The organism is Algoriphagus ratkowskyi, assembly GCF_002150505.1.
In the GTDB taxonomy this organism is placed as follows: Bacteria; Bacteroidota; Bacteroidia; order Cytophagales; family Cyclobacteriaceae; genus Algoriphagus; species Algoriphagus ratkowskyi.
Window position 1 is genome coordinate 208,691 of record NZ_MSSV01000008.1, and the last position, 13,533, is coordinate 222,223.

The 13,533-nt window shown below is 36.7% G+C and carries 14 protein-coding genes; all 14 read left to right on the top strand.

The features are described 5' to 3' along the window. Nucleotides 1-16: 16 nt before the first annotated feature. Nucleotides 17-1,855 carry a heavy metal translocating P-type ATPase gene (locus BVH02_RS10810; RefSeq protein WP_086501458.1) on the top strand — a complete coding sequence of 613 codons (1,839 nt, stop codon included), beginning with the start codon at nt 17-19 and terminating at the stop codon, nt 1,853-1,855. A gap of 34 nt (nt 1,856-1,889) precedes the next feature. Further along, nucleotides 1,890-2,102 carry a hypothetical protein gene (locus BVH02_RS10815; RefSeq protein WP_086501459.1) on the top strand — a complete coding sequence of 71 codons (213 nt, stop codon included), beginning with the start codon at nt 1,890-1,892 and terminating at the stop codon, nt 2,100-2,102. Nucleotides 2,103-2,155: 53 nt separating this feature from the next. After that, a complete protein-coding gene (locus BVH02_RS10820; RefSeq protein WP_086501550.1) occupies nt 2,156-2,845 on the top strand; it encodes a HupE/UreJ family protein in 690 nt (229 codons plus the stop codon). Between the two features lie 21 nt (nt 2,846-2,866). Beyond that, nucleotides 2,867-3,490 carry a hypothetical protein gene (locus BVH02_RS10825; RefSeq protein WP_205635726.1) on the top strand — a complete coding sequence of 208 codons (624 nt, stop codon included), beginning with the start codon at nt 2,867-2,869 and terminating at the stop codon, nt 3,488-3,490. 12 nt (nt 3,491-3,502) lie between these two features. Next, nucleotides 3,503-3,718 carry an efflux RND transporter permease subunit gene (locus tag BVH02_RS10830; RefSeq protein ID WP_262481341.1) on the top strand — a complete coding sequence of 72 codons (216 nt, stop codon included), beginning with the start codon at nt 3,503-3,505 and terminating at the stop codon, nt 3,716-3,718. Nucleotides 3,719-4,280: 562 nt separating this feature from the next. After that, a complete protein-coding gene (gene rhuM / locus BVH02_RS10835; protein ID WP_086501461.1) occupies nt 4,281-5,237 on the top strand; it encodes a RhuM family protein in 957 nt (318 codons plus the stop codon). Nucleotides 5,238-5,278: 41 nt separating this feature from the next. Then, the gene (locus BVH02_RS21900) at nt 5,279-5,407 is read left to right on the top strand and encodes a hypothetical protein (protein WP_262481340.1); all 129 of its coding nucleotides are present in this window, start codon (nt 5,279-5,281) and stop codon (nt 5,405-5,407) included. Between the two features lie 212 nt (nt 5,408-5,619). Beyond that, nucleotides 5,620-5,862 (top strand): ribbon-helix-helix domain-containing protein, encoded by a 243-nt coding sequence (locus BVH02_RS10840; protein ID WP_086501462.1) that lies wholly within the window; start codon nt 5,620-5,622, stop codon nt 5,860-5,862. Beyond that, nucleotides 5,862-6,134, top strand: coding sequence for a type II toxin-antitoxin system RelE/ParE family toxin (locus BVH02_RS22035; protein ID WP_086501463.1), 273 nt, complete (start codon nt 5,862-5,864; stop codon nt 6,132-6,134). Before BVH02_RS10840 ends, BVH02_RS22035 begins: the two co-directional genes overlap by 1 nt. 438 nt (nt 6,135-6,572) lie before the next feature. Further along, complete coding sequence (locus BVH02_RS10850) at nt 6,573-6,926, top strand: helix-turn-helix transcriptional regulator (protein WP_086501464.1); 354 nt, start codon at nt 6,573-6,575, stop codon at nt 6,924-6,926. A 10-nt stretch (nt 6,927-6,936) separates the two neighbouring features. Beyond that, nucleotides 6,937-8,067 carry a site-specific integrase gene (locus tag BVH02_RS10855; RefSeq protein WP_086501465.1) on the top strand — a complete coding sequence of 377 codons (1,131 nt, stop codon included), beginning with the start codon at nt 6,937-6,939 and terminating at the stop codon, nt 8,065-8,067. 583 nt (nt 8,068-8,650) lie between these two features. Further along, on the top strand, nt 8,651-9,010 hold the full coding sequence (locus tag BVH02_RS10860) for a helix-turn-helix domain-containing protein (RefSeq protein ID WP_086501466.1): 360 nt from the start codon (nt 8,651-8,653) through the stop codon (nt 9,008-9,010). Beyond that, entirely contained in the window at nt 9,007-10,224 is a 1,218-nt protein-coding gene (locus BVH02_RS10865; protein ID WP_086501467.1) for a primase-helicase family protein, read from the top strand. Before BVH02_RS10860 ends, BVH02_RS10865 begins: the two co-directional genes overlap by 4 nt. Before the next feature lie 931 nt (nt 10,225-11,155). Beyond that, entirely contained in the window at nt 11,156-13,528 is a 2,373-nt protein-coding gene (hsdR, locus tag BVH02_RS10875; RefSeq protein ID WP_086501469.1) for an EcoAI/FtnUII family type I restriction enzme subunit R, read from the top strand. Nucleotides 13,529-13,533 lie beyond the last annotated feature (5 nt).

The following is a 13,533-nucleotide window of genomic DNA, read 5'->3' on the forward strand; positions in this document are numbered from 1 at the left end:
TATATAACTCAAATTTATGAAATTTGTAAAAACATTTTTCTCTCGGCAATTTCTTTGGGAGATTGTTCGGATTGTAACGGTTGGGATAGCTAGCTTACTATATCATCTAGAAGTTATTTCATTGCCAATTCTGCTTGCAGCAATGGCTTTCGGATTGTATTCCCTGGTAAAAATAGCAATCCTTGATATTGTAAAAGACCGTAAAATTGGTACTGAGCTTTTTATATCTATTGCAGTTGTAATTTCGGTAATAGGTCAGGAATATTTAGCCGGAGCTGTAGTTCTGATGATTATTTTAATTGCTGAATATATTGCCAGCGCCAGTGGTGAACGTGCAAGACAATCGATTAAAGAGCTAATAGGCTCAGTACCAAATACCGCAATCCTGAAAAAAGATGGAAAAGAACAAACGGTCAACATTAAAGATCTCAAAGTTGGCGATATTGTTCTAGTGAGGGCAGGTGAAAAAATACCTGTTGACGGTATTGTAATAGAAGGTTCTGGATCAGTAAATCAAGCCCCAATAACAGGAGAAAGTGTGCCTCAGGAAAAAGAAGCAGGAAGTGATGTCTTTGCAGGTACCATAATTGAACTAGGAGCTCTAGATATCCAAATGACTAAAGCAGGGACAGATACTGTTTTTTCTCGCATTATTACGTTGGTTGAAGAAGCGGAAAGTCAACAAGCACCTATTGAGAAACTGACAGATAAAGTTGCATCATATTTAATTCCAGTGGTTTTTATTTTTGTTGGAGCTGTTTATTTCTTTACAAGGGATGTGAAATTAGTTATTGCACTGCTCATTTTTACATCTCCGGCTGAACTCGGTTTAGCAACACCATTGGTAACTATTGCGGCTATTGCAAGAGCGGCTAGAGAAGGTATTCTTGTTAAAGGAGGACGTTTTTTAGAAGAACTTGCAAAAGTTACTACAATCGTATTTGATAAAACAGGAACGCTGACAATAGGAAGTCCATCAGTCAATCTAATTTCAGTTATTAATGATGACTACACCGAAGAAGAAGTACTTCAAATGGCAGCAGTCGCAGATAGAAGGTCTAGTCATCCATTAGCTAAAGCGATTTTGGATTTTGCTAAAGAAAAAAATATTGTCTTTGGAGAGCCATCTCAATTTGATGTGATAAAAGGAAGAGGTGTTTCAGCGTTATTTGAAAGCAAAAAATTATTACTTGGTAATAAAGTTTTTATGTTAGAAAATGATATTGCAGTTTCCGAGAAAATCTCGAATGAAACTAATACCGCAATATTTCTAGCTATAGATAACATACTTGCAGGAATTATATATATATCTGATTCTATAAGACCAGGAGCAAAAGAGATGATAGCTGGTTTAAGAAAAAGTGGTGTTACTAATATCGTTATGCTAACAGGCGATAATGAAGTAACTGCAAAACATGTTTCAGATCAAATAGGTATTACTGACTATAGAGCAAATTTACTTCCTGAAGACAAAATTAGAATTGTAAGGGAATTACAAAGCAATGGTGAAAGAATTGCAATGGTTGGTGATGGAATAAACGATGCGCCTGCTTTAGTTCAAGCAAACATTGGAATAGCTATGGGTGCAATTGGCACAGAAGCAGCAATGGAAGCAGCAGACATTGTATTGATGCAGGATAAATTAGAAAAAATTGATAGAGCTAGAGCAATTAGTAAAAGAGCGTACCGTACCATTAAAGAAAATATTATTGCAGGTGTCGGGGTCGTCCACGTTATCGGAATAACCCTAGTTCTATTGAAAATATTAGGGCCTGTCGAAGCTGCTATAATTCACTTATTACCAGATACATTAGTCTTTATAAACTCAATAAAACTATTAAAAATAAAAATTTAAAATCAATATTCACAAATTACAAAACGAAAAAATTATGAAAAATCTATTTATTATTACAGCAATTGTGATGACACTATTCGTCTCTTGCAAGGAACCAAAAAAGGAGGAAGCTACCTCTAATGACCAGGAAAATGTTATTGAAGATAACAATGCAGAGATGATGAGAAAACAGGACAGCATACAGCTACATGAAAAGAAAGTGCTGGATAGTTTAGAACAGGTTAAATCTCACGGTCACGCTCATTAATAATTTCAATCCCATTGAACCATATGGTTCAATGGGATTTAATCAATCTTACTATGAATTTAAAAAAGATAATATCCTTATTAGTAGTAACTGTTATATGCGCGCTTTCCTCTATAGCTTTTGCGCACGGAGTAGATGAAGATACGCAAACATTTCTATTAGGAAATAGTGGTGTTGCATTCGGACCATTCTTATATATAGGCGCCAAACATATGATAACAGGCTATGATCACTTACTGTTTTTGGTAGGTGTTATTTTCTTCCTGTATAAACCTAAAGAGGTTCTTATATATGTTAGCTTTTTCACTATTGGACATAGTACTACGCTGCTGTTAGGCGTTTTAGCTGACATAAATATAAATGCGTACTTAATTGATGCAATTATAGCGCTATCTATTGTTTATAAAGGATTTGATAATTTAGGTGGTTTTAAACGCTTCTTTGGCAAACAACCTAATACGAAAGCGGCAGTATTGATTTTCGGCCTCTTCCACGGATTTGGTCTTGCCAGTAAATTGCAAGAGTTTAAATTTGATAAAGAAGGGTTATTTACCAACCTGATTGGTTTCAATATAGGTGTAGAGATAGGACAATTTATAGCTCTTGCGGTAGTGCTTATCCTTATAACAATTTGGAGAAGACAACCAAGTTTTATGAAGTTTTCAACAATTACAAATACAGCTCTCATGGCCGCAGGATTTTTACTGCTCGGCTTTCAATTAACAGGCTACTTTACTTCTTAAAAAAATATAACCATGTCAGAAATGAATCATCCAGTTTTGGAAAAAAGTCAAATTATTAAAGCTTCTATTATTTCTTTTATTTTAGGCGCTGTATTATTGGTGGTCGCTGTTATGCCAGCAGAATATGGAATGGATCCTACTGGTGCAGGCGACCTTTTAGGCTTTAATAGATTATATGTTCCCGAAAGCGATCAGGATAATGATTTGGGTACGATAGTAGCAACAGTTAACCTTCCTTTAATTAAACTCGAAAAAGCTGGGTCAGGGCCCGATGTTGCTAGACCTGTAGAAGCGGATTTCCCCGCACCCGATGAACAATTAAGTAATCGTGAGGACGAAACCCAAGTGATAGTTCCAGCGGGAAAAGGAATAGAGTTTAAAATAAATATGCTCAAATATGGAACAGTGAAATATGAATGGACAACTGCTAACAATGAAGTACTATACTTTGATTTTCACGGAGAGGTAAAACAAAAAGAAGAAGTTAAAGATGTTTATTTTGAAAGCTATACTATTGCCAATTCCAATAATATGGTAGGTACTTTTTTAGCACCTTATGAAGGAAAACATGGATGGTTCTTTAGAAATAGTAGTAATGAGGACGTAGTAGTAAATTTGAGACTGAAAGGTCAATATGAGTTATAATCTTAAATATTCATTCTAGGCCTTATCCCATTAGCATTGAAAGGTGGAGAACTAGGTAATGAAATCCAAAGCCTTATGGCGGTGGTCATCCTTGGTGGATTGCTAACTGCAGCTTTGCTAAACTTGATCGTAATTCCATGTGTTTACGAACTGGTTCTGAAAAGGGAAGACAGGCAATTAATAACTAAAATAAATGCCCCGTTGGAAATGCAACGGGGCATTTTTTAAGTTAGATACGATCTAACTAATTCTCGAATCATTCAAATGAAACAATTCGAGTTGAACTCAATGATTTCAAATTATGAAATTAATTAAAAACTCGAAATCGCTACTGCTTTCGCTACTGATTCAAAATAAAAAACCCTAACTATCAATATTTCAAATAATTAGGGTTTTAATCTGTAGAGAGGAAGGGTCTAAAACCTTATCCTGTAAGATCACTTCTATAACTTAATAACACAATACAAATGAGTTATATAACAACTATCTATCCCTCACGTGAACTTTTTGGCGAAAAATTAGATCTACTTTTAAGATCGGACTGAAAATCCGCCGTTTCCAATTTGGAATAAGTTGATTCTCCAAAAAAATGATAGAGCTACTAATTCATTTGACCCTAATTCAATTAGTTTTCACCTAGCGAATATTTCTCTGTAGTTCATCTGTTTTAGATTTCCGAAACTTTCAAATTTTAACTTCTTCCTAATTAGTCAAAGGCTCATAAACTTGTAACTTTTGGATCTGGATAGAAAAAAAAGTCATTTTTGAATAAGAAAAAGAATACCAATCAATGGAAAACCAAATTGAAATATACCAGGGAACCGACGGTCAGACTCAAATTGAGGTGAAATTTGAGGAGGATACTGTTTGGCTCTCACAGGAGCAGCTCGTCGAACTTTTCCAACGAGATCAGTCAGTTATCTCAAGGCATCTTAAGAAAATTTTTAAGGAAGGTGAGTTAGATGAAAAAAGCAATATGCAAAAAATGCATATTGCTAATTCTGATAAACGCGTAGCTTTTTATAACCTGGACGTCATTATCTCCGTTGGCTACCGGGTGAAATCACACCAAGGCACCCAATTCCGAATTTGGGCCACTCAAAGACTCAAAGACTATTTGTTGCAAGGTTATGCTATCAATGAAAATAGACTTGCACAGAAGCAACAGGAAGTCCAAACCCTTAAAGATGGCATTCGCATATTAAGCCGTGCCATTGAACAAAAAGCACAAGATCAAAACTTGGATTGGCTGAATCAATTCGCAAAAGGACTAGAATTACTTGATGATTACGATCATGAAAATTTAGACAAAAAAGGTTTAAGCAAGAGAGAAGCAACTTACCCTAAGTTAAATGAATATCAAGAGGTAATAGGATCCATGAGGTCAGATTTCGAGTCTGGTGTATTCGGTAAAGAAAAAGACGGAAGCTTTGAAAGCGCAATAGCACAGATCAGCAAAGGTTTCGGTGAAGAAGACTTCTATCCTACTCTGGAAGAAAAAGCAGCAACCCTACTCTACTTGATTGTCAAGAATCATGGTTTTGTAGATGGCAACAAACGAATTGCTGCAGCTTGCTTTCTTCTCTTTTTGCAGTCGAATAAGCTACTTCATGATAGTGAAGGAGTTTCAATCATAAGTAATGACGCTCTGGCCAGCTTAACGCTTTTCATAGCATCCAGCAAGCCAGACGAAATGTACACGGTGAAGAAATTGGTGATTAGTGTACTCAACAGGAACCGCACTTGATTGCGAAAGAAATAGAGAAAAGGATATTAAAACCCAAAATAATGGACATAAGAAAAAAGGGCATCTATCTGTTTCCAGTGAATGGGCCAAACATCTACGAAAGCGTAAGAGAAACCTATTTTGGAAAGGTGAAAGAAATGCGGGAAAAGAACTTGTACGAACTGAGTTAAGAAAGGATTACTCTGAAGAATAGGTGAAAGAAGTGCCTATCACAGTATTTGAAACAACCACTCGATAGGTTTCTAGAACAGTTGGCCGCTGGATCAAGTGCTCAATAGAGTGCTCATAGTGTACAAAAGAAATTCATCATAACTATTTAGGAACTATATATTCAAAAATTACATTAATTTGGTGTATTATTACACCAAATTTACACTTAATAATGGGCAGACAAACTATAACAGTAAATGAACCAAATGACCGCTGGATGAAGCAAAAGGTTCAGGAAAATGAATATGCCAGTAAAAGCGAATTGATAAATGATTTGATCCGGCATCAGCGAGAACAGGAATCAGAGCGTATCTGGCTAAGAAATGAGCTAATTAAAGGGGAAGAAAGTGGGCTATCTCAAAAATCCATGGCAGAGATTTTAGAAGAAGCTAAAAGACGCGCTCGAAAAGCCTAATGACATTTTTACTCACCCGTGAAGCAGAAGAAGACCTCATACATATTTATTTGTATGGATTAGCAAATTTTGGAGAATCACAGGCGGAAAAGTACTTCTCCTCATTGGAAAATGCTTTTGAGAGAATTGCGCAAAGGCCTGAAATGTATCCATCTGCTACCGAAATTAGACCCGGTTATCGATTTTGCGTACATAGTGCACACACAATTTATTTTTCAATTGAAGATCAAGTTAGGATCATCAGGATAATTGGAAAACAGAGATTTCTTTAATAAAAATAAAGGGAGAACACTGGAGAAATTAGAGAGATTATTAAAAAGTCAATCTAGAATTTTAAAGAATTGACTTAATTGGTCTTTAAAGGTTCTATAATGTACAACTCCTGTACAACTTACTACCTTTAAAAATACTGAAAATCAAACAGTTAACACTTCCTGTATCGGGAAGTAAACGCCTATATATAGCTCTAAACAACTCTAAGTAAATATTAATAAAAGCCTCTAATTGAATCAATTAGAGGCTTTTTCATTTTTAAGTGGTTTTCACTGTTTTCCTTAGTTTATAGAATTTTTGTACCGTATTTGTACCGTTTTTTGGCGGTACAAATTTTTTGCTAAATTGGGGGAGATTATGAAACAGCCGGAAACAATGGGAAACAACTGGAAACAACAGGAAACAACCAGAAACAAACTCACCTATCCAAATAAACTATGAGCTCCAATATTAGAATTACCAGAGTATGCCAGTATTGCGGCGATTCGTTCACAGCGAAAACCACTGTCACAAAATTCTGTGGTGACAACTGTGCAAAAAAAGCTTACAAGCTGAGGAAGAAAGAAGAGAAAGTGCTTCACAGTCATCATGAAACTGCGCTTGCAATAAATCAGTCCTGGCACAATGCCAATCAAAAAGGTTTTCTGAATGTAAAAGAAACATGTATTTTGATGGGGGTAAGCAGAACCACACTTTGGAGGTTGGTGAAAAATGAATCACTAGGCGTGAAAGAAATTGGAAGAAAAAGGATTTTTCGAAAAACGGACATCGACTCATTTATGAATCAGTAAATTCAAAATTATGAAAGCGATCAAAGTCACCTTAAGAAAGCGCTCTTTAGAAAATAACAAAGTCAGTCTCTACCTGGATTTCTATCCTCCTATCCAAGATCCGTCCACCGGAAAGAAAAAGCGAAGGGATTATTTAGGGCTCCACATTTTCGCCAGCCCTAAGACTCCTACTGAAAAAGAATTCAATCGAATTTGCCTTTTGAAAGCAGAGAGTATTCGGAATCAAAAAGAGATTGAGTTCCTGAGCAACAATTTTGGGTTTTACGACAAGTTCAATCAAAAGAGAGATTTCCTTCAATACTTTTTGGACAAAGGAAGATCCCGCTCCAGTTCAATGGGAAATTATGGAAACTGGAAAAGTGCTTATGAGCATTTGAATATTTATTCAGGAGGAAGCTGCACTTTTTCCGAAGTAACAGCAGAATTCTGTGAGGGATTTAAAGACTATCTCTCTAGAACAAAATCCATCGGAAGAAATCAAAAACTTTCTGCCAACACCCAGCTCAGTTATTTTGCCAAATTAAGAGCCTCACTGAAAGATGCGCTCAAAGAAAAAATAATCACTTCTGATCCATGCATTTCTATCACCAACGTCAGAGCTGAGGGAAGTAATAGAGTCTATCTGACTCAATCCGAAGTGAAAAAACTCTACCTGACTCCTTGCCACCAGCTACCCGAACTTCGTTTGGCTTCACTTTTTTCCTGCATGACTGGCCTAAGATGGTCTGATATAGAAAAGTTAACCTGGGAGGAAATTGAAGATCCAGATCAATCAACTATTTCCTTGCTGAAATACCGCCAGCGGAAAACGGGCAGATTTGAGTATTTACCTATTTCCAACCAAGCACGTGAAATACTGGGGGAAAGACAAAATCAGAAGGAAAGAGTTTTCCCTAAGTTGAAATACTCGGCCACCAATAATACAATCTTGAAAAACTGGGTCCACAATGCAGGAATTTTGAAGAATATTACCTTCCATTGTTTTAGACACACATACGCCACACTCCAGTTAGCAGGTGGAACAGACATCTATGTGATTTCTGGAAATTTGGGACACAGCCAACTCAAAACTACTGAGATCTATACCAAAATCACCAACGAAAAGAAGGTCGAAGCGGCAGATAAAATCAAACTTTATTGACCAACTTTCCTGACCATTACCCCTACTATATTTCCGATAGACATCAGAGATAATCCTTATTTTTTTGAAGTTTTGAATGCCTATAGAAAATAAATAATTTTTTTTAAGATATTTTTTAAACAATCAAATTTGGTCAAATCTGTACATATATAATTATACACAAGACATATACCTCATATATACGGAAATAATGAATCACACTTTTTAACATGTAAACTGATTTTTAGAAAGAACAACAGAATAAGTTTATTTTTTGAACGAGATTATAATTTTAAATTGAACTTCTTAGAAGTGAATAACAGACTTTTAGTTAGGTATACTATAGCTTTATTACAATTTAGATAAAAATCTATTTTTCAATTGATTAACGTTTATTTTTTTGACCTGTATTATGGCAAAAACACCCGTATATATCCATATATGTAGACATATGTTCACATAATTGTACATATCTGTACAACTCTGTACAACTCTGTACACACAGAATTTACAACATACTATTACACATTCAATAAGCAGACTTATAGATTTGGTTAACATTACTTTTTTTCTATAAATTTCGAGAACCAAAAACAACAATATCATGAAATCAGACAACCCATTTGAAAGTTTAAGTTTAGAACTCAAAGAAGGATTTTCTCTATTACTAGATGAAATTAAAAAGTCAAATCATAGTGCATCCGAGAAAACTAAATCCGAAGAAATTCTGACAGTAAAGGAAGCAGCAGAATTTTTAAACTTGAGCATTTATTCCATTTATGCCAAGACTTCCAGAAAAGAGATCCCTTATCACAAATCAGGCAGGAAGCTCCATTTCTTTAAAGTTGATTTGATCAATTGGATAAGGAAAGCAAAGATCAAGACCAATGCGGAAATCGAAGAAGAAGCCCAAGACTATCTTCAAAATCAAAAAAATCGGTCGTCAAGAAAATCAAGAATATGAAAAGTATTGCAGACAAATACATTAGAGTAGGAACTTCCCTTTTCAAACGAGTCAAAAAACCCATGATGAGTGGAAAGGACGAGGAAATGATGATATCCTGGAATCTAGACACGATCAAGCAAGATTATGCCAACTGGAGGGATGTGGTCAAAGGATTGGAGCGATATAATGGATTCTGCACCATTCCTAAGCATCTAGATTACAAGAGAAATTACCAAGGATTCTATAATCTCTATGAACCTATAGCATTAAGCCCATTAGCGGGTGATTGTCCCAATATCTTCAATTTCGTTCGGCACATATTCGGAGATCAGTATGAGATCGGACTAGATTACCTACAGCTCCTATTTATCAAACCAAGCCAGAGACTTCCAGTACTTTGCCTGGTCAGCAGTGAAGGAAATACAGGCAAAACCACGTTTCTAAATCTCTTGAAGATGATTTATGGAAATAACATGACCTTCAATACAAATGCTGATTTCAGAAGTAATTTCAATTCTGACTGGGTTTCAAAATTGATTATTGCCATTGACGAAGTTCTCTTAGACCGTAAGGAGGATAGCGAAAAAATCAAAAACCTCAGTACGGCCAAATCATATAAAGCTGAAGCTAAAGGCAAAGATCGATTCGAAGTAGAGTTTTTTGGAAAGATTATTCTCTGCTCCAACAACGAGGATAATTTCATGGTCATTGGAGTTCAGGAAACCAGATACTGGGTTCGAAAAGTCCCAACATTAGAAAAGCTGGACCCAGACTTTCTTTACATTTTGGAAGAGGAACTCCCCCATTTGCTTCATTTCTTACTTCATCGTCAGCTTTCAACGAGCAAGAGTTCCAGAATGTGGTTTACTCCAGAGCAGATCTACACAGCTGCACTTCGACGGGTAAAATCCTATTCAGTAAATAAGGTTGAGCTGGAGCTGTTCGAAACGATCAAAGAGATTATGGAAAGTCGCGAGTTAAAAGAATTTTGTCTGACCAATACCCACGCCAAGAAGTTACTTGAAAGATCCGGCCTAAACGTATCCAGATCTCATGTCCGGAAAATATTAGAAGAAGTATGGAAGCTGAAGCAATATCCAAATGCTTCAAATTTCACCGCATATCAATATGATTCGACTGGAAGTATTTTCGAAAGAGATGAAAAAGGCAGGTACTACAAAATTTTCCAGCAGGAATTGGAGCAGATTTTCTCTGAAATGTTGACTAATTGAGTTAATTAATTGAATAACAATAGATTAACAAGTCAACAATCAGTCAACATTTGGTAAACAATTGAAATATATGTTGACTGCTGATCAACTTACCAATTGGAATGTTGACCTCAAAGTTGACCAAATGTTTACCATATAATTTACTATATATCAAGCCCTTATTGGTAAAAGTCAACAGATCAACATTTTACTGGGACGTTGTAAAGGTTCTCAACCGAAACTTAAAGTTGATGGAGATAGACAATCTAAAATTCCATCTTTTTCTTTTTGCTGTAGTTTCATTTTATGTAAGACTAAGGCAACTAGAAAAAGTGAAAAACAGCAAAAGGAGAAAAGGGCTTAAATCAGGCTTTCCAGATAACCTTATGCAACAAAGTTATTTCCGAAATTTTCCCAGGCCTTTGAGGAGGCCGGAAAATTCCAGAATAACTTTTCCAACTGCTAACAAACCTTGCGAAATTCTCCCGTGAAACTGTTAAAAGAAGTAGAACCAAATCCGTTTGCGTGTTCCTTGCAAGTTGTGTTTTTGTGACACAAATTCTCCCGAATTTGCCCCACCAAAACTTACTTGCCTCAGGCTTCACCTATTGCATACGGTAAATCCAAAGGAGTTAAAACCTCGCAACTCGGTTCACTTTCTGCCTGAAAATTGACTTTAAGAATTTGAAGATTGGAGAGTTCTATATACGTATATATATAAATGTATATCCATATATGTTAGTTGGGATTTAGGAAATCATCAGTTTGATCAATAACAACTGTTTAATGACTGTGAACTCGATCAAGTTCCAACTGTCGAGGAATCCTTGACCGTTCAGCAGGAAATACCAGTTCTTTTATAATTATTACATATCTCTTTATATGAAAGGATTTTTCATTCTGGTTCAAACTAATATCTTTAGCTATGAAATTTTTATTCTGATTTTTTCCAATGGACAAAAAGACCCTATCTGAACGTGACGTTTGCACGAAATTGATTACACCAGCTATTGAAAAAGCGGGATGGAATATCAAAAAGCAAGTTCGAGAAGAGGTCTCCTTTACTGATGGACGGGTGATAGTTCAAGGTAGTCTTCATACCAGAGGTCAGCGCAAAAGAGCTGATTATATCCTTTACTATAAGAACAATGTCCCGATTGCTATCATTGAAGCAAAGGACAATAAAAAACCGGTTGGATCGGGAATGCAGCAAGCAATTGAATATTCTGAAATCCTTCAACTTCCATTTGTCTTTACTTCCAACGGTGATTCTTTTGTATTCCATGACAAAACAAATGAGCAGGTTAGAGAGCAGGAAATTAGACTAGACTCCTTTCCCTCACCTGAGGACCTTTGGATAAAGTATTTAAAACACAAAGGCCTGGAAGATCCCGAAAAGCGTAAAATCGTCGAGCAGGATTATCATCTTGATGAAAGCGGCATGAGTCCCCGCTATTACCAAGCTAATGCTGTCAACCGAACCGTTGAAGCAATTGCAAAAGGACAAGATCGGATTCTGCTAGTTATGGCAACTGGTACAGGGAAAACCTACACTGCATTTAATATCATTTGGCATTTATGGAAAACAGGAATAAAAAAACGTATTCTCTTTCTTGCCGATAGAAATGCACTACTGACTCAAACCAAAAATGGGGACTTCTCCCCTTTTGGAAATGATATCATGCATATCATCAAGAACCGAAAAATTGACAAATCATATCAGATATACTTCGCTCTTTATCAAGGATTAACGAGTAACGAAGAAGAGAAAAACGCATACAAAGAGTTTAGCAAAGACTTCTTTGACCTGATCGTCGTGGATGAGTGCCACAGAGGATCTGCTTCAGAAGCTTCGGCTTGGAGAGAAGTCCTGGACTATTTTTCAGGAGCTACACAAATAGGAATGACTGCGACTCCAAAGGAGACCAAGGATATTTCCAACATGGATTATTATGGAGAACCTGTCTATACCTATTCCCTGAAACAAGGAATTATGGATGGCTTCTTGGCTCCTTATAAAGTAGTAAGAATCACCACCAACCTAGACGAAGGTTGGCGACCGTCAGCGGGAATGCTAGATAGGTATGGAAACGAAATCAAGGATAGAATCTACAATCTGAAGGATTACGACAGGAAAATGGTCATTGATCAGCGGACGCAATTGATCGCGGATAAGATTACCGAATTCCTAAAAGCCACAGATAGATTTGCCAAAACAATTGTCTTTTGCATTGACATAGAGCATGCCCAGAGAATGCGGCAAGCATTGATCAATGCTAATGCTGATCTAGTTTCTGCACATCCATATTATGTGGTAAAGATCACCGGCGACGATGAAGTAGGCAAAAGAGAACTGGACAATTTCACCGATGTGGAAGAGCGTTTCCCTGTGATAGCCACTACATCAAAAATGCTAACTACTGGCATCGATACTAAAATGGTGAAGCTAATTGTACTGGAAGCCAATATTGCCTCCATGACCGAATTCAAACAGATTGTGGGAAGAGGCACCAGAATTCGGGAAGCTGAAGGAAAATTGTTTTTCACTATAATGGATTTCCGTAAAGCAACCAATCTTTTTGCCGATCCTGAATTTGATGGCGATCCAGTGCAGATTTATGAACCAGGAATAGACGAATCACCAGTGCCACCTGATGAAATCCCTATAGATGAGCTTGATATGATGTCTGATGTCCAGAGAGCTGAATTCACGCTAACTCCTCCGAATATCGATATCTCTGAAGAAGACCCTGATGCAGAACCTCGAAAGTACTACGTCAATGATGTAACAGTGACGGTGATCAATGAACGGATTCAGTATTTTGGCGCCGATGGGAGATTAATCACAGAGTCTCTGAAGGATTATACCCGAAAAAACATCGATAAGAACTTCAGCTCATTAGATGCATTTATCCTTCGTTGGTCTGAATCTGAAAAGAAAGAAGCACTTTTTACGGAACTGGCGGAGCAGGGAATTTTATTGGAAGCTTTACGTGAGGAAGTGGGCAAAGACATGGATGCTTTTGATTTAATTTGTCATGTCGCATTTGATCAACCTCCCCTCACCCGTAAAGAAAGAGCCGAAAATGTGCGTAAGCGCAATTACTTTTCCAAGTACAGTGAAAAAGCTCAGGAGGTGTTGACTACCCTATTGGATAAATATGAGAAAGAAGGAATCACCACCATCGAGCAAGGATTAATCCTTAAAGTACGGCCGCTTAATCTGCTAGGTTCACCAGTTGAGCTGGTACGGGCTTTTGGGAAGCGAAAGGATTTTGATGTGGCCATCAAAGAATTAGAAAACGAAATTTATAAAATCGCTTAAGAGAG